This window comes from Dokdonia sp. LLG6352-1, from assembly GCF_045055815.1.
GTDB classification, from domain to species: Bacteria; Bacteroidota; Bacteroidia; order Flavobacteriales; family Flavobacteriaceae; genus Dokdonia; species Dokdonia donghaensis.
Window position 1 is genome coordinate 2652691 of record NZ_CP159329.1, and the last position, 26780, is coordinate 2679470.

General features: G+C 35.3%; 16 protein-coding genes and 1 pseudogene. 4 read left to right on the forward strand and 13 right to left on the reverse strand.

Going from position 1 to position 26780, the window contains the following annotated elements; translation table 11 throughout:
• The first annotated feature begins 49 nt into the window (after nucleotides 1-49).
• The 4 genes from ABVM49_RS11875 to mqo all read left to right on the forward strand — a co-directional run bounded on the left by ABVM49_RS11875 (nucleotide 50) and on the right by mqo (nucleotide 10485).
• Nucleotides 50-5092 (forward strand): translocation/assembly module TamB domain-containing protein, encoded by a 5043-nt coding sequence (locus ABVM49_RS11875; RefSeq protein WP_405202097.1) that lies wholly within the window; start codon nucleotides 50-52, stop codon nucleotides 5090-5092.
• Between the two features lie 4 nt (nucleotides 5093-5096).
• Nucleotides 5097-7367: a BamA/TamA family outer membrane protein gene (locus tag ABVM49_RS11880; protein ID WP_405202098.1), complete on the forward strand. Its 2271-nt coding sequence runs from the start codon at nucleotides 5097-5099 to the stop codon at nucleotides 7365-7367.
• Nucleotides 7368-7419: 52 nt separating this feature from the next.
• On the forward strand, nucleotides 7420-8673 hold the full coding sequence (locus ABVM49_RS11885) for an NAD(P)/FAD-dependent oxidoreductase (RefSeq protein ID WP_405202099.1): 1254 nt from the start codon (nucleotides 7420-7422) through the stop codon (nucleotides 8671-8673).
• 321 nt (nucleotides 8674-8994) lie between these two features.
• Nucleotides 8995-10485: a malate dehydrogenase (quinone) gene (mqo, locus tag ABVM49_RS11890; RefSeq protein ID WP_405202100.1), complete on the forward strand. Its 1491-nt coding sequence runs from the start codon at nucleotides 8995-8997 to the stop codon at nucleotides 10483-10485.
• 98 nt (nucleotides 10486-10583) lie between these two features.
• Here mqo and ABVM49_RS11895 read toward each other — a convergent pair whose 3' ends face one another.
• From ABVM49_RS11895 to dndC, 13 genes and pseudogenes are all read right to left on the reverse strand, one after another.
• The gene (locus ABVM49_RS11895; RefSeq protein ID WP_405202101.1) at nucleotides 10584-10991 is read right to left on the reverse strand and encodes a type II CAAX prenyl endopeptidase Rce1 family protein; all 408 of its coding nucleotides are present in this window, start codon (nucleotides 10989-10991) and stop codon (nucleotides 10584-10586) included.
• Between the two features lie 366 nt (nucleotides 10992-11357).
• A pseudogene (locus ABVM49_RS11900) lies at nucleotides 11358-11734 on the reverse strand (DUF2200 domain-containing protein).
• A 22-nt stretch (nucleotides 11735-11756) separates the two neighbouring features.
• Nucleotides 11757-12194: an SRPBCC domain-containing protein gene (locus tag ABVM49_RS11905; RefSeq protein ID WP_405202102.1), complete on the reverse strand. Its 438-nt coding sequence runs from the start codon at nucleotides 12192-12194 to the stop codon at nucleotides 11757-11759.
• A 289-nt stretch (nucleotides 12195-12483) separates the two neighbouring features.
• A complete protein-coding gene (locus ABVM49_RS11910) occupies nucleotides 12484-12927 on the reverse strand; it encodes a hypothetical protein (protein WP_405202104.1) in 444 nt (147 codons plus the stop codon).
• A gap of 764 nt (nucleotides 12928-13691) precedes the next feature.
• On the reverse strand, nucleotides 13692-14420 hold the full coding sequence (locus ABVM49_RS11915; protein ID WP_405202105.1) for a DUF3883 domain-containing protein: 729 nt from the start codon (nucleotides 14418-14420) through the stop codon (nucleotides 13692-13694).
• A 666-nt stretch (nucleotides 14421-15086) separates the two neighbouring features.
• Nucleotides 15087-15659, reverse strand: coding sequence for an RDD family protein (locus ABVM49_RS11920; protein WP_405202107.1), 573 nt, complete (start codon nucleotides 15657-15659; stop codon nucleotides 15087-15089).
• A gap of 620 nt (nucleotides 15660-16279) precedes the next feature.
• Nucleotides 16280-17278 carry a phosphotransferase gene (locus ABVM49_RS11925; RefSeq protein WP_405202108.1) on the reverse strand — a complete coding sequence of 333 codons (999 nt, stop codon included), beginning with the start codon at nucleotides 17276-17278 and terminating at the stop codon, nucleotides 16280-16282.
• 719 nt (nucleotides 17279-17997) lie between these two features.
• Nucleotides 17998-19143, reverse strand: coding sequence for a tetratricopeptide repeat protein (locus tag ABVM49_RS11930; RefSeq protein ID WP_405202109.1), 1146 nt, complete (start codon nucleotides 19141-19143; stop codon nucleotides 17998-18000).
• Nucleotides 19144-20002: 859 nt separating this feature from the next.
• Nucleotides 20003-21232, reverse strand: coding sequence for a DGQHR domain-containing protein (locus tag ABVM49_RS11935; protein WP_405202110.1), 1230 nt, complete (start codon nucleotides 21230-21232; stop codon nucleotides 20003-20005).
• 1 nt (nucleotide 21233) lies between these two features.
• Complete coding sequence (locus ABVM49_RS11940; RefSeq protein ID WP_405202111.1) at nucleotides 21234-21761, reverse strand: hypothetical protein; 528 nt, start codon at nucleotides 21759-21761, stop codon at nucleotides 21234-21236.
• 3 nt (nucleotides 21762-21764) lie between these two features.
• Complete coding sequence (locus ABVM49_RS11945) at nucleotides 21765-23339, reverse strand: DndE family protein (protein ID WP_405202112.1); 1575 nt, start codon at nucleotides 23337-23339, stop codon at nucleotides 21765-21767.
• On the reverse strand, nucleotides 23329-25443 hold the full coding sequence (gene dndD, locus ABVM49_RS11950; protein ID WP_405202114.1) for a DNA sulfur modification protein DndD: 2115 nt from the start codon (nucleotides 25441-25443) through the stop codon (nucleotides 23329-23331). Before dndD ends, ABVM49_RS11945 begins: the two co-directional genes overlap by 11 nt.
• Nucleotides 25444-26772 (reverse strand): DNA phosphorothioation system sulfurtransferase DndC, encoded by a 1329-nt coding sequence (dndC, locus tag ABVM49_RS11955; RefSeq protein ID WP_405202116.1) that lies wholly within the window; start codon nucleotides 26770-26772, stop codon nucleotides 25444-25446.
• Nucleotides 26773-26780: the final 8 nt, after the last annotated feature.

Sequence of the window (26780 nt, forward strand, 5' to 3'; positions counted from 1 at the left end):
GTTAAAATGAGCAAACGGCGTTAATTTGTTAAAAAATTGATGCCCTCTGGTGACAAACCCTGAAAACAAAGAGCCACTAACACAAAAACCTAAAAGAAAATTTAGGTGGCTACGCATTATAGCACGTATATTACTCGCGCTTCTTATACTCATTATATTCCTTCTTTTATTTATAAGAAGTGAGTGGGGACAAAACATAGTAGTTTCTAAAGCTGTAAGTTATTTTTCTGAAAAAACGCAAACTAAGGTTGAGCTTGAAAGGGCTTTTGTAACCTTTGACGGAGATATTGCTATCCAAGGGCTATATCTCGAAGATAAGCAAGGCGACACGCTAGTATACAGTAGGTCTCTAGAAGCGGATATTCCTTTGTGGCCCATCATAAATGGTACGGGAATAGGCATAGAGAATGCACAATGGGAAGGTGTACGAGCAAATATTATTAGAAAAGATACCCTAAGCGGATTCAACTTTGACTTTATTGCAGCTGCTTTTGCAACTCCACCATCTCAACAAACAGATACGACTAGCACGGCACCAATGGATCTTATTATAGGTGATCTAGATCTCAAAGATTTTGATGTAGTATATAACGATGCCGTAACAGGTATAGATAGTAGGTACACTTTTAAAGAGCTACGCATATCACCAGATACAGTAAACCTGGATGAGATGAGATTTACTGCCACTGAGGGATATATAGAAAATGCTCAAATTAAGATTAATCAGGTACCAGTACCCTCAGACCCAGATGCCGAAGAAATACCACTACCATACTTAGCTTTTAACAAGCTTACCCTAAAAGACGTAAGCGGAAACTATACAGGTGAGGAGGCAGGCGTGTCTTTTGATTTTGACTTTAAAGAGCTTGAAACAAGTATTCCAAAAGCAGATTTTAACAGCTTTGTCATTGCTATAAATGACATTGTAATAAATGATAGCGCGATAGGTATTGATATGTCAAGTACTATCGCATCACAAGTACCTGTTGAATCTAGCAATTCGCTATTTCCAGACTATAACATTACAGTAGATAAGGCTAGCGTAATTAATACAAATATACGATATACCGTAAATGGAGCAGCCGCTACAAAAGGTGTTTTTAATCCCGAAGCTGTGTTTCTTTCTAATGTGAATCTAGAAAGTACAAATACTTATCTAAAAGATTTTGTGGCGGGTGGTAACGTAAAAAGTCTTTCTGGAAGAGAAGTCTCTGGTATTAATGTTAAATCAGTTTCTACAAATTTTCTTGTTTCTGATACAGATTTACAGCTTGAAAATATGAATGCGGCTATCAACTCAAACTCACTGAGAGGAGATATCGTGATGAGTTACCCTTCTCTAGATAAGATAGTGACACAACCAGAAGATGTGCGATTAGACCTTAACATTACAGACGTAAAGGTAGCGCTAGGTGATTTATTTTTATTTCAGCCATCTCTAAGAACTAATACCAATTTACAGACAGTAAGTAAAAATCGCATTGCTGGGGCAATAAAGGCATCAGGCACGCTAGCAGATTTGACTATTCCTAATCTTGCTTTGAGTTGGTCTAACACTGATTTAAAGGCAAATGGTAACCTTAAGAATATAAATGATATAGATAACCTATATTTTAATCTACCTAACATTAATGCTTCTACTAGCAAGAACGATATATCAAAATTTATAGCAACAGATTCTTTGAGTATTAATCTGCCGCAAGACATAAAGATAGTAGCTGCCGCAAAAGGTACCCTTACAGACATTACGACTACTGCAAGGCTAACGACTACACAAGGTCTCGCAACCATAGATGGTACTTTTAAGAATAATAACACCATTGCTTTTAACACCACACTGGCAGTAGAAGAGTACAACCTAGGTGAGCTTCTTCAAAACAATAGCTTAGGGAACCTCAATCTCACACTCAAGGGCCAGGGCTCGGGCACTTCATTAAACACGCTTGATGCAAATGTAGAAGCTACTGTAGCATCGTTTTTATACAATGACTATGCTATAAAAGACCTAACGATTACTAGTAAGATAAAAGATGGTGAGGGCGCTATCACATCAAGCTACAAAGACAGTAATCTTAACACAAAACTTACAGGCCTTGTTGTGCTAGACACAATTGCACCAGCAGCAACGATTAACCTTGATGTCATAGGAGTAGATTTACAAGCACTCGGGTTAATGCAGCGCGATGTGCGCACCGGTTTTAAACTCACCAGTACCTTTAAAGGCAGTACAGCGAGTTATGATGTAACAGCAGTAATGGATGATGGAGTGATCGTTTATGACGACCGTACGTATTTAATAGGTAATCTAGAAGGGTCTGCGCGTGTCCGTCCAGATAGTACTTCTGTACAATTTGACAACAAGATATTGAACCTTGATTTAAGGTCTAATGCTGACCCAGCGAGGATAGCAACAGCCTTACAAAATCACGTAAACAGCTATTTTTACAGAGATGCTATTATAAAAGATACCATTACAAACCCAGTAAATGTTGTGCTTAAAGGAAAGGTGAGACAATCACCCTTACTCAATGAGGTTTTTCTAGTAAATATGAAAGATCTAGACACGATTGCTGTTGACCTTGATTTTAGTGAGGCTACCCGTAAACTTGATGCCTCGATAAAAGCACCACATATTAATTATGCAGGTAATGAGCTAGATAGTCTCTCATTTAATATGAACACAGACCGAGATGCATTTACCTTTGATTTAGGTTTTGACGGCTTAACTGCAGGGCCTATCGCTATACAAGAAACACGTATAAAGGGTAATCAAACTAACAATGAGCTTTCACTAGATTTTCTAGCCTATGCAAATGATGAAAAGCTCATTCAAGTGCAGTCAGACATTACAGGGAGCAAGGAGCGATTACGTTTTCACGTAAGTGAAGACAGTCTTATTTTCAATAAAAAAGATTGGAAAACTACGTCGAGTAATGAAGTTCTTATTACAGATGGAAAATTGGCTTTTAATGATTTTCGCTTTACGCGAAAGTTGCAATCTGTGGAATTTACAGACAAACTTCCTACAATTGAAAAGGATCACATAGGTATTGATTTTCAAAATTTTAAAATAAGTGAGTTTCTTGCTTATCTTAATCCTGACGAAAAACTTGCCAGCGGTAATCTCAATGGTGACTTTGTGGTAGAAGAGCCCTTTGGTGACTTTGGTTTTCTGGCAGATATATATGTTGAGCAACTACGAGTGCTGGGAGAAGATTTAGGTATTTTAGAACTTGCAGGGAGATCTATAAAGGGCAATAAATACGACTTTAATCTCGCTGTTTCAGAAGGTGTGGCAGATCTAGAACTTACCGGAGACTACATTGCAGATATAGATGGCGCTACCATTAATATGGATCTAGATATTAATGAACTCAAAATGGAAGCCTTAGATGGTTTTTCACTAGGCGAGCTTAAAGATGGATCTGGAACGCTCAATGGTAATTTTAAAATGAATGGTAAGCTGGTAGATCTTGAGTATCAAGGTTTCTTGCGTTTTAATGAAGCAGGATTTACTGTTACTAAGCTTAATGCACCATTTACTTTACTTAAAGAAACTGTTTCAATAGACAATGAAGGTATCTCAATGTCAAATTTTACCATACGTGATGCAAAAGAAAACAAACTGACAGTTGACGGTCTTGTAGGTACAGAGCGTTTTATAAACCCAACGTTTGATTTAAAAGTGGTTGCAAATGACTTTCAAGCCCTTAATGCCGAAAAAGGCGATAACGACTTTGTATACGGGACAGCGGTTTTTGACGCTACTGCCTCCATCACCGGTGATTTACAAATCCCGGTAATAGATCTTGACGCTACAGTGGGCGGTAGTACAGATATCACCTACATAATGCCTACTGCAGCGGCAAACATAGAGTCTAGTGAAGGTATTGTAGTGTTTGTTAATAGACAAAATCCAGACGCCATTCTAACACGCACCGAAGAAGAAACGGGAACAATTACAGGTTTTGATATAAAATCACTACTTAAAGTAAATAGAGATGCACAAGTAACCATACTTATAGATGAAGAGACAGGTGATAATCTAAAGGTAAATGGTGATGCAGATTTAAATTTCACATTACAACCCAATGGGCGTATGAATCTAACAGGGGTGTACGACGTGGCTGGTGGGCAGTATGAGATGAACTTATATAACTTGGTAAACCGCACATTTACACTTGACCCAAGCAGCCGAGTATCTTGGTCTGGAGATCCTTTTGATGCAAAACTTGATGTGCGTGCCGTATATTCGGTTGATGCTTCTGCGGCGCCACTTATGGCTATTACAAGTACTAGTGATGATCCCGCAGCCCAGTCTCAATACAGACAGCAACTGCCGTTTTTAGTCTATCTTAATGTAGATGGAGAGTTATTAAGTCCAGAGATAAACTTTGCATTAGACCTGCCAGAAGATGAGCAAGGAGCACTAGGAGGCGAAGTGTACAGTAGAGTGCAACAAGTAAATCAACAAACTGGAGAATTAAACAGACAGGTCTTTTCACTCTTAGTACTCAATAGATTTTATCCTGACTCTAATTCAGATGGGAGTCAGGGAGGGTTTGCTAGCATTGCTAGAGATAACCTTAATGATGCCTTGTCTGACCAGCTTAATATTTTTTCTGATAAATTATTAGGCAACACAGGGTTCCAATTAGATTTTGGGCTGGATACATTTACAGACTATCAAGGCACAACCCCGCAAGAACGCACGCAGCTGGATATTGCTGCACAACGTAAATTCTTTAATGATAAGCTTACCGTACGTGTGGGGAGTAGTGTAGACGTGGCGGGCGAGAGTGCAAATGGCGATGCTACACCGCTTATAGGTAATGTGAGTCTAGAGTATGAACTTACTGAAGACGGACAGTACCGCCTCAAAGGCTTTAGACGTAGTGAGTTTGAAAACGTGATAGATGGGCAGACCATTGTAAGCGGGATCTCGCTCATATTTCAGCAAGAGTTTAATAAATTTAGTCAGTTGTGGGATGCTATCTTAAGAAAGAAACAGCAACAACTTATAGAAGAAGAAAAAGAAAAGGAAGCTCTAGAGCCCTCTCCAGAAAATAGAAAAACTAATAAGATAGATTAATCACGTGCAGTACCGTAAATTAATACACATAGTCCTTGTCATAGTAAGTATCACGCTCTGCTCGTGTAGTGTAGAAAAGTATATACCTGAGGGAGAACGTTTATATACGGGTGGTGAGGTTATAATTAACTCAGATAGTACTATAGTTAATCAAAATTTACTCAAGGCAGAGTTAGAAAGTGTTTTAAGACCTTCTCCTAATACTAAGATTTTAGGGATGTATCCTAACCTAAGTATACATTACAAAGCACAGCGAGAAAACCCCGGAGTTATAAATAAATGGCTCAATAAAAAAATAGGAGAGGAGCCTGTTTACCAGTCAGATGTAGAGGAGTTTGAGGTAGAGGCATTGTTAAGAAACAGACTTGAGAACCGTGGCTTCTTTTATAGTGATGTGAGTTCTCGCTTTCGCGAAAGCGAAAAAAAGAAAAGAGCCTCTATAGCATATACGGTTAAGGTGCCTACACCATACCGTATGGAGACCTATCAGCTCGACACACTCTCGCCGCCTATTTATAGAGAGATGATAAGTACGGTCAAGAGTTCGCCATTCAAAAAGGGAATGCGCTATGACCTCTCAAATCTAAAACAAGAGCGCGACCGCATAGACTACAAGCTTAAGAGAAAGGGATATTACAACTTTAACCCATCGTTTCTCATTTTTGAGATTGACACTAATCAATATAAGAACAAGCGTTTTGATATGTTCTTAAAGATTAAAAAAGATGTTCCTAATAAAGTCATTGTGCCTTATAAGGTGCAAAAAATTAATGTGTATCCTAACTATGAGCTAAAGGATACCTTACAGCAAAATATAGTCCGCTACGATAGTCTCAATATAATACAGAATGAGACCTATTTTAAACCTAAATATCTTGCGCCATACATCACACTTAAAGAAGGATCGCTTTATAATCCAGATATCTCACGTAATACAGCCAGACGATTATCCACCATAGGGGCTTATAAATTTGTAAATATCCAGTATGAAGAAGTAGATAGCCTGCGCACAGATAGCTTAGGGATTCTAGAGGCAAACATATACTTATCACCTCTTAATAAAAGAGCCATAAGAGCAGAGATACAAGCGGTTACAAAGTCTAATAATTTTGCTGGGCCAGGCCTTGCACTTACCTATAGTAACCGAAACCTCTTTAAAGGGGGAGAAGTACTTAATATTACAGGTTCTGCAGGTTATGAAGTGCAAGTAGGTGGTGGCGAGTCTTTGAGTAGTATTGAGCTGGGACTTGCAAGTGAACTTGTATTCCCCAGAGTGATTTTCCCGATTAAGATTAACACAGATTTCTTTAAATACAACATCCCAAAAACGGTCACGGCGCTAGGTTTTGATTATTTAAACAGGTCAAAGCTATACACGCTTCTCTCTGGTAATGCAGGCTTTGGCTACACTTGGGATGCAAATAAATATGTGACGCATAAAATAAACCCTATCTCACTAAGCTATACGAGATTGTCTAACACTACAGAAGCCTTTGACGAGATACTTGAAGAAAATCCATTTTTAGAACAGAGTTTTGAGCAGCAATTTATCGCCGGTCTTACCTATAGTTTTACCTACAACGGGATGGTAGATACTAGTGATACACATCAAGTATTTCTTAACACAAATGTTGAGATTGCTGGTAACACCGTAAGTCTACTTGGCCAAGAAAATCAAGATACAGAAAACAACACCTTTTTAGGACTAGAGTATGCACAGTTTGCAAAGATAGATGCAGATTTTAGGTATCATTTTAACTTTGGTAAGGAGCAAAAGATTGCTACTCGCTTATTTGCGGGTTATGGGTATGCATACGGTAACTCAGAGATATTACCTTTTGTTAAACAGTATTATGCTGGCGGTCCATATAGCGTGCGAGCGTTCAGAATACGCTCTTTAGGGCCTGGTACGTCAACAGGTAACTCTGAGAGTGGGAGCTTTTTTGACCAGATAGGTAACATACGCCTAGAGGCAAATGCAGAGTATAGATTCCCTATTTTTAATTACCTTAAAGGAGCCTTTTTTGTAGATGCGGGTAATATCTGGAATAGCGTTGAGAACGAAGATCTACCGGGTAAAGATAAGTTTACCTCAGCTTTTATAAACGAGCTTGGTATAGGTGGTGGTTTTGGGCTACGTGTAGATGTTCAGGGCTTTGTAATACGTTTTGATCTCGCTGCTCCTTTTCACGATCCATCGCTTGCAGAGGGAGAACGCTGGGATTTTAAATTTGATGAGCCTATCTTTAATTTTGCAATTGGTTACCCATTTTAATGTATTTACGCTTTCGCGAAAGCAAAAAAATAATACTCATACTACTTCATATATGAACAATTCTACTCATAAAATATACATTATAGGCGCTGGAATAAGTGGCCTCATTGCTGCCATACAACTTGAACAGAAGGGATATGCACCCACCATTATAGAAGCTACAGATAGGGCAGGTGGTCGTGTAAAGACAGATGTTGTAAACGGTTACCAGCTAGATCACGGCTTTCAAGTGCTACTAGACGCATACCCAAAAGCAAAGGAATATCTAGATTATAAGGCCTTAGAGCTACAATCTTTTTTACCAGGCGCTACCATATTTAAAAATCGTAAATCTCAATCTATAGGCGACCCTACACGTAGTATCAAGATGCTTATACCCACTATGACCTCTTCTGTTGGCACACTAGGTGACAAGGTTAAGGTGCTTAAGCTTAACAAAGATTTAAAAAATAAATCGATAGATGAGATTTTCAATTCTCCTGAGAGCTCTACACTAGTTTACCTGCGCAAGAGAGGCTTTAGCCAGGCGATGATTACAGATTTCTTTAAGCCATTTTTCAGTGGTATTTTCTTAGAGACAGCGCTTAGTACCTCAAGCCGTATGTTTGAGTTTGTGTATAAAATGTTTGGAGAAGGGATGGCTACTGTGCCAAAAGCTGGAATAGAAGCAATACCTAAACAGTTCGCTTCACAGCTCATAAACACCACTTTTATGTTTAATACGAGTGTAGCAAGTGTAGAAGATAACACCATTACCCTCACAAACGGAACTACACTAGAGAGCGATTATACCATTATAGCTACAGAAGCTAGCCAATTTATAGCAAACCTAAGAGGTCAAGAGACTCCCTGGAAGTCTTGTGTAAACTTATATTATGAGGTGGAAGCAGTAGGGAAGAAGCAACCCTTAATCCAACTTGTGGCAGATGAGAACACGAGAATTAATAACCTCTTCTATGTAGATGCGCTAGAAACTGCAACTACTGGAGCAAAAAATTTACTCTCTGTAACCGTAGTAGACGATCAAGATTTATCTGAAAAAGCACTTGTTGCAACCGTTACTTCAGAGCTTGCAACTTACTGCAATATCACAGATGTTACTTTCTTAAAAGCATATGTTATACCGCGAGCTCTACCTAAACTTGACAATTTACGTATGGATTGTGAAGCGTCTGAAACGCAACTTAAAGACACGATTTTTCTTGCTGGAGACCATCTTCTTAACGGCTCTCTTAACGCCGCAATGATCTCTGGAGAAAGAGCTGCTCAGGCTGTCATAGAAAAAATAGAAGGACTGCTACAGTAGTGCTAAATTTATGTAAAACTCCCACTATAGACATTGTTTATAGTGGGGGTTTTTGATTAAACATACTTATTCTAAATACTTATAATCAAATACTTATAGGTTTTATATAAAGCTTTTATTTAATACTAAGTATGTGCTTTATAGAGAAGTCCTATAGATCTCAAAATAGTGATTTTAAGTTAAAATTTAACGTATAAGAGATATCTATACTGGGTTTTTGAGACCAGTTTAGCAACATAGCAGCTTGTTTATTTTATTAATAAATGAGGGTTCAAATTGTAAGTTTAGATTTCGATACCTTTATACCATAAACTCTTTTTTATGAATAGAGAAATTCCGAAAAATCATTACGACCTCATTTGTGTAGGTGGTGGAATTATGAGTGCAAATCTTGCACTTATGGCAAAGATGCTTAAGCCAGATTTGAGCATTTTAATTTTAGAACGTCTAGGTGATGTTGCTCAAGAAAGTTCGGCCGCTTGGAATAATGCAGGTACGGGTCACTCCGCACTTTGTGAACTCAATTATTGCCCAGAGCAAGAAGATGGTTCTGTCTCCATAAAAAAGGCCATAGAGATCTGTAAGCAATTTGAAATTACAAAACAGTTCTGGGCACATCTCGTAGAAAAAGGATTTATAGAGGATCCTCAGCGCTTTTTAAAACCCATACCACATCATAGTTGGGTAACAGGAGAAAAGAACGTCACGTTTCTTAAAAAGCGTTTTGAAGCCTTTAAAGAGCACTTTATGTTTGATACTATAGAGTATACAGATCAAATAAGTAAGATGAGGGACTGGTTCCCGCTTATAATGAACGATCGCACAGAAGATGAGGTAATGGCTGGATCACGTATAGATCGTGGCACAGAGGTTAACTTTGGCGTGCTTACCAAACGTTTATATGAAATACTGGCAACAGCCTTTGATACACCCGTACACTTTCACAAAGAGGTAGAAGATCTTGACCCATTAGAAAATGGTAACTGGACGGCAATTACAAAAGATCTTAAAACAGGTAACAAACAATCTATAGAGGCAGACCATATTTTTATAGGTGCAGGCGGCGGTGCGTTGTTACTACTTGAGACTGTAGAGATAGAGGAGAAAGATGGTTTTGGCGGTTTTCCTGTGAGCGGTGGCTGGCTGGTTTGTAAAAACAAAGAGCTTATAGAGCAACACAATGCAAAAGTATATAGTAAAGCGGGAGAAGGCGCGCCACCTATGAGTATGCCGCACCTAGACACTCGCTATGTAGATGGTGAGAAGCAACTTATGTTTGGCCCTTTTGCTGGTTTTAGTCCCAAGTTTTTAAAGCAGGGGTCTAATCTAGATCTCGTAAAGAGTGTCAATTTTAAAAATATCCCTTCTATGCTAGGCGCTTTCTGGCATAATCTAGATCTTACAAAATACCTCATAGGTCAGGTGACAATGACCTTTGATGACCGTATGAACGAGCTACGTAATTTTATTAAAGATGCAAAAAACGAAGACTGGCGTATAGAAGTTGCCGGCCAGCGTGTACAAACCATAAAAAGAGATGAGTTTAAAGGTGGTAAACTAGAATTTGGAACTCAAATTGTAAGTGGTTCTGATGGTAAGATCACTTGTTTACTTGGAGCATCTCCAGGAGCATCTACCGCGCCCAAAATAATGCTAGACGTACTAGAGCAAGCCTTCCCAGAGATAATGAACTCCCCAGAGGGAAAGAAAAAACTTAAAGAAATTGTACCTAGCTACAAGGAAGAAATCACCAAAGAGCATTTTAATAAAGAATTACAGCGCACCACGGCTATTCTTAACTTAAAAGTTTAAACACCAAGTATATATACACCAAACTGAAAATCCGCGATGATTTTCAGAAGTAGGCGAGAACGAGCAATTAATTATAACCATTGTTGTCAACTGGCTTTTTATATCCTTTCAGTCAAAATCAAAATTACTCCAATCAAGTTTCTCAATCCGTGAACATATGTTGTTATCCAATAACTTGATTCCTTTCTTTTTTGAAAAATCAGATAGGTTAGAGCTAATAAAACACCTAATGGTAAAATCATAATGCTATACCAAACACTATAAAAGTAATGAGCAAATGAAAACAAAAGTGAAGAAATCAATATTGTAAATAAGTTAAATCTGTTATTCACTAATTTTTGAATTATTTTAATAGGAATTGATTGAAAAATTAAAGTTTCAATCAAAGGAGCAGCAATCACCACTGATATAATCAGTCCTAGAAAAGAATATTCGTCAGCTTTTATTCCTCCGATTTCATTTTCTCCTACATTTAATAATTCGAGTGCAAATGCTAGTGGAATCATAAGTATTAGACTCAGTATAGTTGTAATAATGATAAATTTCAATGGTTGTAATATTGACCATTTAAAATATAATAATCTTATTTGTTTGTTGAATTTTTTCATAGCTTGTTGCCTACAGGCCACTACATAAAGCGAGTGCGGCATACTTCGATAAGCTCAGTCAAGCTTTGCTGGTGTGCCTGTTTTTTGTTTTTTAATTGATTCTTTAAATATACGAGTATTTGAGAAAGAGTACGCTTTCGCGAAAGCTTAAAATCAAGAAGACATTACGATGAGAATTATAGATGAAAATTAGCTTAAAAGCTTGTGCTGAGCTCTGTAGAAGTAGGCTTGTTTTTTAACTCAGTTCTTTGTTGTAGTCTGTTTTTATTTCTTTTCTACTCGCAAAATTTTTTCGATTTTACGACCTTTAGCTAATTCATCATACAACTTATCTAAATATCTACATTTTCTATATACTTCAAATTTATCAGGTATTTCTTCAATACGATAACCACAAATTACACCTCTAATGAGGTGACTATTGGGATTCAATTTTGCTTTTTGAAAGAATGTTTCGAAAGTTGTTTTTTCATCAATCAGTTACTGTTTTTTTTTGTATCGAATCCAGTTAGCTATTCTATAACCTCGTGTAATTCTTCTTTTGTTCTACCATTTTTCTCTAACCTATTTATATAATGAGGCTATACAGATGCGAAAGTCATTTTTGCAACTTGTTCGTTTTTTTCAGCTGTCACTTTCATTTTGATAATATTTTGATCTTTATTACTTTCTCATAAAGTCAAACGCTCCTTTACGAAGCTGTATTCCATACTCCAAGTAGGCTTTCATAAAGGCGAGGAAATTTGCCCATCCTCCCGAATTTTCTAAAGCCCATTTCAAATTATCATCATTAAGTTCTTTACCATTTTCGTTTACTCTTACTATGGTACTATCATCTGGTAATTTTTCTAATGTGATTATTACGACTGTTTCTGGATCCCAAACAAAGGAAATTGAACTATTATTTACAATCTTAATTTCTTTAACAGGAAACTTACCTTCAAACTCAGGAAATTTCCAAATCACCTCTTTACCAGATTCAAGTCTTCCGCTACTTTCAGAAATAAAATACTTTGTCATTTTTTCTGGATTTACAATGCCTTCGAAAACTTCTTCAATCGGTTTTTGAATTTGTATAGCTGCGTTGGATTCAAGTATCATAATAATTCTTTTTTTCTTGTATTGATTTGTCCAAATTGGTGCTAACAGGCCACTACATAAAGCGAGTGCGGCTCCCGATAGCTATCGGGATTGCTGGTTTGCCTGTATTTATTTGTTTTTTAATTGACTGTTTAAATATACAAGTATTTGAGAAAGATTACGCTTTCGCGAAAGCTTAAAATCAAGAAGACATTACGATGAGAATTATAGATGAAAATTAGCTTAAAAGCTTGTGCTGAGCTCTGTAGAAGTAGGCTTGTTTTTTAACTCAGTTCTTTGTTAGCAACTGTTATTTTTCCGTTACTCCTTTCATTCCGCCGTACTTCTCAATAATCCGATTCAATTCATTTTCCGTATTCTGCAAATAGGATTGGTCTGTATTAAAATCGAATTCCAAAATAGTATCAATCGCTAAATTTTCTTGAAATTTCCCATATATAGCAACTTTTCCTTGCGAGTATTTTACTGTCAATTCCAGATTGTTTTCATAAGAGTTAAACTCTGCAATTCCATTCAGTTCAGCTTGGCATATTTTGAATTTATTTCTAAAATCAAACAATTCGCCAGTAGTTGAGTAGAATTGGCTTTTCACGTTGTAATTTCCGATTTTTATTTCAATTCCTAATATGCAGTCGTAGCCACCAAAATGACTTGTTCTGTTCGGGAATCCAAACACTTCATTAATCCATATTTTTATCCAACCATCTTGTCCTTTTAATTCAAATTCCTCCATTTTAATTTCAAGATTTGGTTTTTTTTTCTAATAGTTGCTAACAGGCCACTACATAAAGCGAGTGCGGCATACTTCGACAAGCTCAGTACAAGCTTTGCTGGTGTGGCTGTTTTTTGTTTTTTAATTAATTGTTTAAATATACACTTATTTGTGAATCTGTCGCCGCGCATAGCGCTTTCAAACCTGCCTCTCTCATCATCGACGAAGGAGTTAGCGACTGAGAGAATGATGCTGGATGAGATTTATAATAAGGCATAAACTCGCGTTATAAAATAGTTCTTGCATCCGACGAGAGAGGGACGACCGAGAGGAATGCACACTTGCAACTACGTGTGAGCTTTCTATAATTGAGATGTATGCCCTAGGCATTTTTGAGTCCTGCCTCCGACGAGGAAGGAACGACCGAGAGGAAGGCACAAGGTGGCGGCTGATTGAGTAGGGTGGGAGCTTTAAAATCCTAGCGGGTTTGCTCTATGATTCATCTGTGCCATATCCTTGATTTTTGCTCTTACAATCGCTTTAAAACCGATTTTGAAGCGTAGCCATACGATTGCGGTAATAACCAAGTATGCAACTGCCTTTTGTGTAGCTTATTTTATCGTGAACTGCGAGCCCTTGGGCAATCAGCCGCCACGTGTTTGTGTATGATTTCGTTGCGTGTTTCAGCAACTAAATTAGTAAACAAAAACGAACCAGAGGAAATTCCGAAGGAATTTCCAAGTAAGCTAGAACTAGCAATGAATTATACACGGAGTTGCCAGTAGTTATTTTCTCAGTTTTGCTTTATAACTTGTGGCTTTTAGTTCAAAATTATTCTTTAAATCTTTGGAACTATAAATCAATATTTCGTTCTCAGAATTTAGGTTATCAAAATTCCTAATAAAATACAAATAATAATTCTCAGATAAATTTTCGGCTTGTTTTAATTCGTTCGTAGAAATGTCAAATTCAAATTTTGAGGTTACAGTTGTTTTTACCTCAATAAACTTTTCTTCTCCATTTGGCTGGAATGAAATTATATCATAGCCATTTGCGACATTAGTATCACTTACTCTTTTTACTTTATCAGCCAATTTTTTCAAATTCAATTCAATTAGCTTACTTTTTTCAAAATTTACAACATATTCCTCTCCCTGTAATCCAATAATTCTATTCTTCTCTAATTGTTCCCAAAGTTCCTTTTCTGACAAACCTTTGTTTTTGGAAAGAACTTTCTTTTGTTCAACAATTTCATTTTCTGGAAATAAATATTTTTCATTACCATTCCAAACGATTAAATGTTTCAATTTATATTGGCGAAGAGCAACTCGGATATTCCTTTTCCATTGTTCTTGACTATTATAATCTGCTAAAGGTAAATTATCGTCAGGTCTAAAATCCGTGTGATTTTTTTCGAAAATGGAATAAATTTCTGTAATGTGAAGCCATTTATCTTTCGGGATAAATTCAGACAAAACCTCTCTAATTTTACTCTGACTTGTAATGTCTCTCATTTTTTGTCCTAATTACTGGCAACAGACCACTACATAAAGCGAGTGCGGCATTTTGCTGGTGTGCCTGTTTTTTGTTTTTTAATTGATTGTTTAAATATACACTTATTTGTGAATCTGTCGCCGCGCATAGAGCTTTCAAAAATGTCGTATTCGCGTTATGTAATAGTTCTTGCATCCGACGAGAGAGGGACGAGCGAGAGGAATGCACTCTTGCAACTACGTGTGAACTTTCTATACTTATGATGTATGCCCTAGGCATTTTTGAGTCTTGCCTCCGACGAGGAAGGAACGACCGAGAGGAAGGCACAAGGTGGCGGCTGATTGAGTAGGGTGGGAGCTTTAAAATCCTAGCAGATTTGCTCTATGATCTATCTGTGCTAGATCCTTGATTTTTGCTCTTACAATCGCTCTAAAACCGATTTTGAAGCGTAGCCATACGATTGCGGTAATTACCAAGTATGCAACTGCCTTTTGTGTAACTTATTTTATCGTGAACTGCGAGCCCTTGGGCAATCAGCCGCCACGTGTTTGTGTATGATTTCGTTGCGTGTTTCAGAAACTAAATTAGTAAACTAAAACGAACCAGAGGAAATTCCGAAGGAATTTCCAAGTAGGCTAGAACTAGCAATGAATTATACACGGTGTTGGCAAATCGTTTTTTTGTTTTTAAGGAATAATATAACTCAATCCGTAAAAATATATGATTCCGATTATTATAATTCCGATATAATTCATTTTCAGTTTAGTCCTTTTTAAGTCAGTCCAAATCGTTTTTAATTTTTCTTTTTCCGATAAAACAACTTTGGTGTTCGCTAAAAAGTCTCCAATTCTTCTTTCTGGGTTAAAAAATCCAACTATAACTTCTATTGGCCAAGCAACACAAACTGTAAAATTCCGCACGAAACATTGTAATTCAGTCGCAGGTTTTTCCGTTGTTTTGTCAACGACTTGATAACCCATTATTCGTTTTGCAGGACTTTTGGCATTAAAAAAGTCTTTGTTATAATAGATAAAGATTATCAAAATCCAAACATATAATATCATTCCGTCATTCAATCTAAATTCAGATTTTTCCAAAACAATTCCAAATAGAATTGCAATCGGAATTGTCAATACGCACATTATAAAATGGTCTAACAACATAGCAGAAATTCTGTGAAATCGAGGACTTCGGTTTGCTATATTTTCAAACATTCCGATAGATAAAAGTCCGTAATGATTTTCTGTTTTTTTCGTCATTCTCAAATGTTTGCCAACAGGCCACTACATAAAGCGAGTGCGGCATTTTGCTGGATAGCCTGTATTTATTTGTTTTTTAATTGATTGTCTAAATATACACTTATTTGTGAATCTGTCGCCGCGCATAGAGCTCTCAAACCTGCCTCCGACGAGCGTAGCGAGAGGAAGGCATAAATTCGCGTTATGTAATAGTTCTTGCATCCGACGAGTGAGGGACGAACGAGAGGAATGCACACTTGCAACTACGTGTGAGCTTTCTATAATTGAGATTTATAACCTTTAGGCATTTTTGAGTAGTGGCCTGTGGCGGCTGATTGAGTAGGGTGGGAGCTTTAAAATCCTAGGAGATTTGCTCTATGATCTATCTATAGCAGATCCTTGATTTTTGCTCTTACAATCGCTCTAAAACCAATTTTGAAGCGTAGCCATACGATTGCGGTAATAACCAAGTATGCAACTGCCTTTTGTGTAGCTTATTTTATCGTGAACTGCAAGCCCTTGGGCAATCAGCCGCCACGGTTTTGTGTATGATTAGTGGCGTGTTCCACGCACCTAATTTAGCAAATAATAACCGAATAGAAAATCCGCGAGGATTTTCGTAAGTAGGCTAGAACTAGCCATTAATTATACACGTTGTTAGCCACAGTTATTTCTTTCTTTTCATAATATTCATTCCAAGATTTTATTCTTCCAACAAACATTTTTAGATAATTTTCTGATAAAAATACATTAGACCAATCATATCTCTGTGCTTGTACTCCAAGATAAAATACAAAAACAGAAGTTCCTGCTTTTGGTATTAATTTCAATTCCTTATTTGATAATTCTTTGATTTTTTGATAGCCTTTTAAAAAACTTTGAACTTTCAATTCATATTTGCTTTTGTCCGATTCTATGAAAAATAATTGTTTGCAAAAATAACCAACATCCAAAATCTGCCATCCATTTCCGCAAAAGTCAAAGTCGAAAAGCGTAATTTCTTTTTCTTGCGTAATAGCCATATTATCATACCAAATGTCCATATGTATTACTCCGTTCTGAATGGTGTCGAAATCTGAATTATGAAAAGTATCTCCAATCTCTTTTATTAATTTCATTTCTGATAACTCCTCGGAAAAGAATTGTTTTAAATATTCATAAGGCTTTTCTATAAGTGATTTTTTGCTATAAGAAATTCGGTCAATAGTTTTATTCAGAGTAAGGTTATGAATTTTTGCCATTAAAGAACCAATTTTTGAACAGGTTTCTTTATCCATAAATCTAATTTTTCCACCTTTTGCAAATGAAAAAACTACAATATATCTAATACCTTCTGGTGCATTTATTTCTTGAATATATTCTCCATTTTTATCTTTAATTGGAAAAGAAACACTCAAATTATGCTCACTTAATAACTTTAAAAGTTTTAATTCTTCAGTAATTTCGGATTTAGTCCTCCAATTATGACTATAAACTCTTAAAACATATTTTGATTCGTTATTAGAAAGAAAATAAGTATGGTTCATTCCAGTTCTAAATAATTTACAATCGTAATTTTTATTCAATCCGTATTTTTCTTTTGCAAACTCGCCTAATTCTTTTTCTGAAATTGTACTGGCTGTAACTGGAAATACTGTCATTTTTTTCTAATTGTGGCTAACAGGCCACTACATAAAGCGAGTGCGGCATTTTGCTGGTGTGCCTGTTTATTGTTTTTTAATTGATTGTCTAAATATACAGTTATTTGTGAATCTGTCGCCGCGCATAGAGCTTTCAAACCTCCCTCTCTCATCATCGACGAAGGAGTTAGCGACTGAGAGAATGATGCTGGATGAGATTTATAATAAGGCACACATTCGCGTTATGTAATAGTTCTTGCATCCGACGAGTGAGGGACGCACGAGAGGAATGCACTCTTGCAACTACGTGTGAGCTTTCAATACTTAAGATGTATGCCCTAGGCATTTTTGAGTCCTGCCTCCGACGAGGAAGGAACGACCGAGAGGAAGGCACAAGGTGGCGGCTGATTGAGTAGGGTGGGAGCTTTAAAATCCTAGCAGATTTGCTCTATGATCTATCTGTACCAGATCCTTGATTTTTGCTCTTACAATCGCTATTAAACCGATTTTGAAGCGTAGCCATACGATTGCGGTAATTACCAAGTATGCAACTACCTTTTGTGAAGCTTATTTTATCGTGAACTGCGAGCCCTTGGGCAATCAGCCGCCACGTGTTTGTGTATGATTTCGTTGCGTGTTTAAGCACTAAAGTTAGCAAATAAAACACAGATAGAAAGTCCGCGAGGACTTTCGTAAGTAGGCTATAACTAGCAATGAAATATACACGTTGTTACCCACAGTTATTTATTCTTTTTAGTTGGTCTTGAACTCGCTCCAGCTTTAATTTTCTCTTCAAGGACAAGAATTACAGTTTTTTTCAAATCCTCATAATTAAAGTCCTCTTCAAATCCATATCTAAAAGTTGAATGAGTTCCGTTTTTGTCCATTCCAAGTACATATTTTGGTCCACCTAACTCGACCGAAATTGGCGAATTCTCTGTTTGAATAGTAAATTCAGTTTTTCCACTTTCTTTGTTCGTTACTTGAAAAATATGCTTGTAATAAAGTTTTCCCTCTTTTTCGGCAAACCTTTCAAACGCAAAAATGTATTTATCTTCCCAATCAAATTGGTCAAAGCAAAACTGGTTTTTCAAATTGTCTTTGAGTGTACCTTGATTATAAGCCTGATATAATTTTTCTTTTAGAGGATTCGCTTTTCCATATTCTTTTTGCCCATAATAAACTTGTATTAACTTTGAAATTGAATGATAATTATTTGGAACTAATTCAATTAGTTCTTTAAAAGCAATTTCGGATTTTTCAAATTCCTTATTTAGAAACTCGTAAAGACCAATATTATACAATGCGTTTATATAAGAATCAGATTCTTTTGATATGGTTTGTTTTGATATATAAAAAGCTTCTAAAGCCTTTTCAGGTTGATTCAGTTCCGCATAGATTTGTGGAATCATTGTAAATGGACGGTCAATCGGCTCGTTTTTTTCAGTTGCAGTTGTATAAGCAGTTAGCGCATCTTTGTATTTTTCTTTACTAACATATGAATCTCCTAAACCGCTGAAGTAATTTGAGTTTGTAGAATCTAATTCGATTGCTTTATTGAAAGATTCAACTGCTTTGTCGAATTGTCCCATATAATTAAAAGTCATTCCTTTAATAAAATATGCATCAGGGTCAGTTTCGTCCTTTTGAATTGACAAATCCATTAATTCTAATACTTTATTATCATTCGCTTTCATATAATAAGCCATAGCAACATAGTAAACAGCTTTTGCTGGATAGTCGTTTACTTTATCAGAATGTTCGGAAATAATCAAATCATATTTTTCTTCTCCGTAAACTTTTTCTAATTCAGATGTGATATTTTCTTGGGCATAATTAATTATACTAGAAAGGCAAATTATTAATGTCAGCAGTATTTTTTTCATAATTGTGGGTAACAGGCCACTACCTAAAGCGAGTGCGGCATTTTGCTGGATAGCCTGTATTTATTTGTTTTTTAATTGATTGTCTAAATATACACTTATTTGTGAATCTGTCGCCGCGCATAGAGCTCTCAAACCTGCCTCCGACGAGCGTAGCGAGAGGAAGGCATAAATTCGCGTTATGTAATAGTTCTTGCATCCGACGAGTGAGGGACGAACGAGAGGAATGCACACTTGCAACTACGTGTGAGCTTTCTATTCTTAAGATGTATGCCCTAGGCATTTTTGAGTAGTGGCCTGTGGCGGCTGATTGAGTAGGGTGGGAGCTTTAAAATCCTGGCTAGTTTGCTCTATGATCTATCTGTACAAGATCCTTGATTTTTGCTCTTACAATCGCTCTTAAACCGATTTTGAAGCGTAGCCATACGATTGCGGTAATCACCAAGTATGCAACTGCCTTTTGTGAAGCTTATTTTATCGTGAACTGCAAGCCCTTGGGCAATCAGCCGCCACGTCTCTGTATATGGCTCGTAGCGTGCAAATTATGAAATTATTTTCGGATTAAGCACGAGCCGAATTTTTTAATTTTTCTTATAATCTTTTTTTCTTAATAAGCCAAATTAAAAAATTTGGCGGACTAGCAAATATACCTTAATTTTGATTAAGCAACTAACTAGCTATGAGCTATATACGTTGTTGTGTATAGTGCTTTCCACGTTCAGATTGTCAGTCAAACTTGGTTTTCCGATGTATGTTTTTTAGTTCAAATGTGAGCGTTGGCAAGACATACTCTTTTGCAGTTTTGGTGAAGCTTGGATGATGCGACTGTAAATGTGTATGGCTTTTAGGAATGGCTTACCAATTAAACAGGTTCAATATGATTATCGTAATCTTCGTTGTAAGTTTCATAAATTCTACTCATTCCATCGTGGATATAATCTGCATCGTCATATTTTCCGACTAAATAAGCAAGAAGGTTTTTCTTTAGAGTAAGCTCTTTACCAATCATTTTCTCATTCCAAAATATATACTGCCAATTTTGAGAGGACAGATTAAAATCTACCAATCTAATTTTATCAATAAATTGTTGTCTTTGATTCTCATCAAATTTTATATAAGTCTGAGCTAAAAGTTTATGACCTACAGGTCTAAGTAAAAGGCTGCCACCTGTTTCATCTGCTCTATTTATTGGCTGTCCATTTATATTAATGTCAGTTTGTCCGTTTATGTATAGAATCAACTCGGGAAAAGCTTCAAAAATAGCATCCCAAAATTCACAAGCTTTTTGATACAGATTATTCAGAATTATATCTGAAGGTCTTTTGGTGTAGTATGCGCTTGATTTCTTAAATAAAATCTTATTTACTGCATTGATTGTTACTAATGTCGAAAATGAATTATTATCACTTGTCGGAATATTAGCACTTTTTGAATTCGATATACCATTGGACTTAGATAAATGTTCGTGCTCGGTAACCAATCTTCTTGAAATTATTGCCGCAGCATCATCTTCGTCTAGAATTATCAGTTCAGCACCTTTAGGTTTTTCAGCATATTTATTTAATACAGTAAATAGTCTTCTTGTTTTTTCTAATTTGGTATGCTGATGTACAACAAACAAAATAGATACTTCTAATTTACCTACGATTTCAGGATTTTCAGCATAAGCTTTTCTTAATCCTTTAAGCCTATGTTGACCATCTAACGCAAATATTTGTTCGTTACCCATAAGTGTTAAAACACCAAATTTGCTATTCAGAAAATCAATTGATAATTCATCAATCGATAAGCCGTCTATTTCAAAATTCTGATTTATATCTATTTCTGTCCACTTAGGTTCTCCTTTATGAATTGCAGCAACAATGCTTCCAATAAAACGTTCATCAGTTTCATTTATATATGTTTTCAATGCTTTTATTCGAGATGTCTTAATTTCTCTTTGAAGAATAGCATTAATATTTTCAGTAAACAATTCCTCAGATTCGGCAACCGTTATTATCCTGTTATTACGAACAACATCCTCAACTTTGATTACTGTTGAGTAGTAATCCCAATAACCTAAATTTCCGTGGGTACAAGCTAGATGTATCATATTAATAAAGTTTTCTAGTTAATCTAGCGTTCCCTTCTAGAGCTTCATTTAGGGGCGGAACTATTTTATTATATATATTATTCTCTATATTTTTAATTTCTTCATCTGTTCTATCAGATAAATCAAAATAATATACGAAAGTTTTTTCTGGCCATAAATTTGTCAATCGCATTGTATTTAAAGCTACAGTTCTGTTTCCAATAGCTTTAATGTATTTATAAAAACGTTGGAAAAAATTAAAGTTTGTTTTTCCATTTTGAACCCGACCTACATACAAAAGGTGCTTAATGTCAACTTGCGCAGGAAATGGATGATTCGGTTCTAAAAAAAACATATATATTCCTTTTCCGAAATGTATATTTTCAGGCATATTCTCTCGAACATTCTCGTTGAATTCAATTTTAACCGGTTCTGGTAGGTTATGATTATTGATTTCCGACCACCATTCAGGATTGTGTACCACTTGTAATCGATGTGGTGGACCAAATGGGTAAGCTAATAATATTTCGTCGTGAGTTAAGTATGCCATAAATTAACTTTCCCAAAATTGAGCAATTTTAAAAAGCTTTGCTTTATCAAATTCTTTCATATTTGATATTGCTTGTCCTTTTGATATTTTTTCTAAACTTCTTGCTCCTGTGATTCCTTCTTTATCGCTAAAACCTAAAAATTTATTTATCGCTTTAGAGTTGGTCTTATCTTTTATGTTCATAAGATACGATATTTCACAGTTGCTTGAAAAGTCAAATCCTGGTTGATTAAATTCTGCTATACCTTGTGAGAGTAAAACTGTTGCTACACCTTTAGAGCGGAATTCTCGTAAAATTTTATCTAATATTTCTTGATATTTCTTTTCCTTAAATATTACGTGGGCTTCATCAATTAACAATACATATCGCATACCTCTGTAACCATTTTCAATAGGTGTGCTTTCCATATTAGCAAACGTATTGTAAATGTAATTTATGATTAAAAAAAGTGAAGTAAAACGTACAGAATTCGATAAATCGCCAGATAAGGATAAATATATGTTTTGATTTAGAAATGATTTACCTTTTTGTTCTTCTTCAAAAATATTGTAACTACTTAATTCGTAGATTATTTCCGTTAATGTATCTCTTTTATCTCCAACGCTTTCTAATAATTTTTCGTTGATTTCTGGTAGTGTTGGATACTCTCCAGCTTTTTTCTCGTGGAAACATTCTAAAATAACATCTCTTAACTGACCACGTTGTTTTGGGCCTAAGTTCGAATATTTACATATAATATCGACAAACTTATCGATTCCCATTTGTCTATCAGTTTCATTAATACTATCTATAAATGAAAGTGGATTTACAGGAAATGGGATTGAAGGTACATCAACAAACTTTGCACGAGTTTTTTCAAAAAACGGTTGATATTCTTTCAAGTCATCATCTTTTAGACCTTTAAAATCAAGATAAATGTAATTGACGTGATGATTAGATTCTTGACTAATTTGGTTAAGTAATTCGAGAGCAAATTGTGTTTTTCCTGTACCAGATGCACCAGCAATCGCTATATGAGAATTGTTATATACTTCTGTATTATTAAACTCTAAAGTGATTGGTTCATTTTCCTCTATTTTAGAACCAACCTTAAGCTTAATTGGTTCTTTAAAATAAGTCTTTTCAATATTTTGATTGTTGTTTCTTACAGCATCAAGATTCACTTCTACGCTGTTTAACATTTCAATTCCTTTGTCTAAATGACCAATTAAGAAATCAAAAAATGTATAATTTTTACTATTGGAAAATAGGTTATCCATCAATTCCAATCCGTGGTCAATATGAAGTTTTACAAACTTCGGAATATTTTCATCTGTTTTATAAATGCCGTAATATTGACAAATACTTGCTATATAAAAGTCACGATGCTTCGCGTCAAATAAAATATGGTCTTTGTATTCTTTACCTTTTGAATCGTAGAGACTAAAGTCATTCGAAGTAAATTTTCTACCATTTTGTAATGAATAACCAAGCGCAATACGTGCAATTACATTTTCTTTTGTGCCAGTTGGTAATTTGCTTGTTAAGCTACGAACGATGTCTTGGTTTGCTTCTGAAGTTCTTATATTAATTTGCATCGAGTTCGTCGTATTTAGTTAATAAATTTTCAGGTGTTGCTTCTATAAATTTGGAAGCGTCTGTGCTGTAATTATGAATTAAATATGCTTTACTCATTTTAGGCTTTAATAAATTGAATTCTTGCACAGTCAATTCTTTATGTAATAAAGGAAAAAGCACAACTTGTTTAGAAACATTTGGGTAAAATTCTTTTATAACGTTTTGAGCGTGGTCTGCGTCAAATTTCTGCATTGGCGAATCAATAAATACTGGAAATTCAATGTCAGATTCGTCAACAAGTGCTTTTAGTAGGGCAGAAGCGTACATTTGTCTTTCTCCCATAGATAAAGAGCCTTTGTCAATTTTTTCTTTACGAGAATTAAAAAGGCTTATATCTACATCATCGCCTGCTTGGTTTATGTCCACAACAACATTTTTTATGAAGTTTTTTTTGTGAAGCAAGATATTCAACTCGTTCAAAATGTTTTCTTCAAGAGATTTTTTCTTTTCTTCTTTAAATGATTTGATAAATAGCTTGAGTTTATTGATAATCTCTTGTGCCTTTGCATCCTTGTCAGAGTATTTTCTTGAATTATCTATTTTTTTTCTTAATTCTTCTTGTCTCTGTTTTAATGTCTTTTTTGTGTTTTTAAAAGTTCCAATTTTCTGATTCAAATCACGAATTTCAGATTCTATTGTTAAAACCCTTGTATCTAACTTTTCTTTTTCGGCTCTTAAACTTGCGATATGTTCATCTTCTGCATCTTTTTCTGCATCACGAATTTTTCTGCGAATACTATCTATTGAATTTTTCGTTCTTAAATATTCATCGTTTAGGCTTGTAAATGAACTTTTAAATGAATGTTTAAGCGTATTAATTAACGTGTTGAACTCATTTGTTTCAGTATCTGAAAAATCGTGTAATGGTTTAAAATTACTTGGTAATTCTGGTGTGTCTGAAAAGAAGTGTTTTTTGACTAATGCGCTAATCTGTTTTTCGTAAAAATTTCGAATATCAGTAGGAATTACCGTTGGAAAGCTACGCTTTTTATCCTCCAAATCATCTAAAATATTCTTGGTTTTTACATCAACATCTTCTTGAATGAATTTAGAATCTCGATAATCTTTTTCATTACTTAATTGCGTTGAAACTTCCATTAAAGTTTCTCCAGCCAGTCCAAAAGGTATTAAATCGAATAGTTCTTTTAAGCCATCTTGCAAACCAATCATTTTGTTGTTTAGTTCTCTTTCTTCGTCCTTTAATTTATTGAGTTGCTCCAAAGTCATTTTATTACCTTCGCTAATCAGTTTTCTTTGAATATCGTTTGAAGCGTTGGCCTTTTCTATCTTTTCTTCGTCAAGTTGAGATACTTCTTTCTCAATACTTTCAATTTCTATATCTGCATTATCTATATCTGCAATTATAGAATTTAGTTCCGTTTTCTCTTTTGGTTTAGCAGATTTCTTTCGGTAATCGTCTTGAATATTTTCTAATTGCTCTTTTAAATCCTCGTATTTTTTTATCCCTAAAACTTCTGTGTAAGCTTTACTCAATAAACGTCTTTGCTCTGGCGAATTAATTTCAGCGAGTGCTACAATTTTCTCTGCATCAAAAAAGAAAAATTTAGCTATTTCAATTGGTAAAATATAATCTCGTATAAAAATTTCTTCTCCTTGTTGTCCGTCAGTAGTTAAGTCGAGTATAAGTTCATTTTCAAATCCATCAACTAATACTTCAACTTTATCACTTGTGCTTGTAACGGTGTCAAATGAGCGAGTAATCTTAATTTCTTTACAAGGAATTTCTTGAATTTTAACATCGTTGAATGTTACTGAAACAGAAAACTTTGTTTCTCCTTCAACATTAGCTAATCTATTTAAACTATTGCCTATGTATTTACCATAACCACCTTTATCAGATATTTCTTTTAGGTAAAGTTCATCAACGTTTTGCATTTGTTTACCATAGAGGCACCAAACCAAAGACATTAAAAAAGTGGTTTTACCAAAACCATTTTTACCACTAACTAGTGCTATATTTTTATCAGTATCTGGCGAAAGGTCAATAGTGTTTTTTCCTTTATAGATTCTGAAATTATTGAGTTCAATTTCTTTTATAAACATCTATTTATCTTTCTTTAAATATTCCTCAATTTTGTTTTCAATATCGTTTTTTAATCCTCTTTTTTTGTTTAGTAAGGATTTGTTTTTTTGAAGCATCAACAGCTCTTGGATGAGTTCAAAATCATCTGGATTCTTTTCGCAGGATTTTTTAAGTAATTCAAGTTCTTTTTCCTGTTTTTTGTTTTGTTCTTCCATATTCATATTAGTATTATATGCAGAATGATAAATGTTTGAAACTTTATAATTGAAGATTAAATCTCTATACCAAATTGTTTGAATGGCTACCAATTCTTGATTTGTGATAAGCTCGACGTGTGGTCGGTCAATCTGGATTTCTTTTTGAGCAGAAATTACCCTTTCTAAAATGGATGCTCGATATTTTGGTGTGTATGGTCCCATTCCGTTAACAGCATCTGTACCATTTCTTCGTTGTGGCATTCTGTTTTCTAGAATGTTTCTTTCGTCATAAAGTTGATTTCTAAAATCAAGTAAAGGTTGTAACCAAGTCAAACCATTTTCAATGAGTGCACTCATTGATTTATCTTTTTTGACTACTGTACAAACCCAACAACCAAATCTGCTTTGACCACAGGATTTATGCTCTTTTGAAGTTACAACCGTTGGACATTCATAATCATCAGCACTTGCATCTGAATAAATTTTAAATAATTCTGAATTGTCAGCTTTCCAAGGTGATGGCATTGTGTTAATAACGTACCAAACTTCTTCCAAAGATAAATTCCTAATTGGCGCATACATATAAGTATTAGCCTGCGTTGGGTGTTTTGTAAGTCTTTTGCCTTTGATGGCGTGCTTTTTCATCGATTTTGCTCGTTGTGCACTTTCGGCAGACCTTGTGCCAATAAGGATTATTGCTTCGCCAACTTCATCGACTTGCTCTAAAATAAATCTTGAAGTAGGTCTAATTTTAAGACGTTCAGTACACCAACGAAATGCGTTATTTGGTGCAGGATAACCTCTTCCGATAAGATTTACCCAAAATGAATCTTCCAAACGAGGAATTGTTTTAATTACTCGAATTGGTATATCTTGGTCTCTCGAAGCTATTTCAATTTTGTCTAATACTCTGTAAACATATTCTGTTATTACAGGGTTTTCAACCATTGTGTCATTGCAGACAACGTATATATCACGTTCTACTATTCCAGTTAATTCTTTGATTTGTGAAACTGCTTCCCAAACAAGTTGAAGCATTACGGTAGAATCCTTTCCACCGCTAAAACCAATAATCCACGGACGTTTTGTTTCGTCAGCGTACATATATTGGTCAATTATTTCATCTACTAAGTGTTGTATAAATTTCGCCATATTTTCGC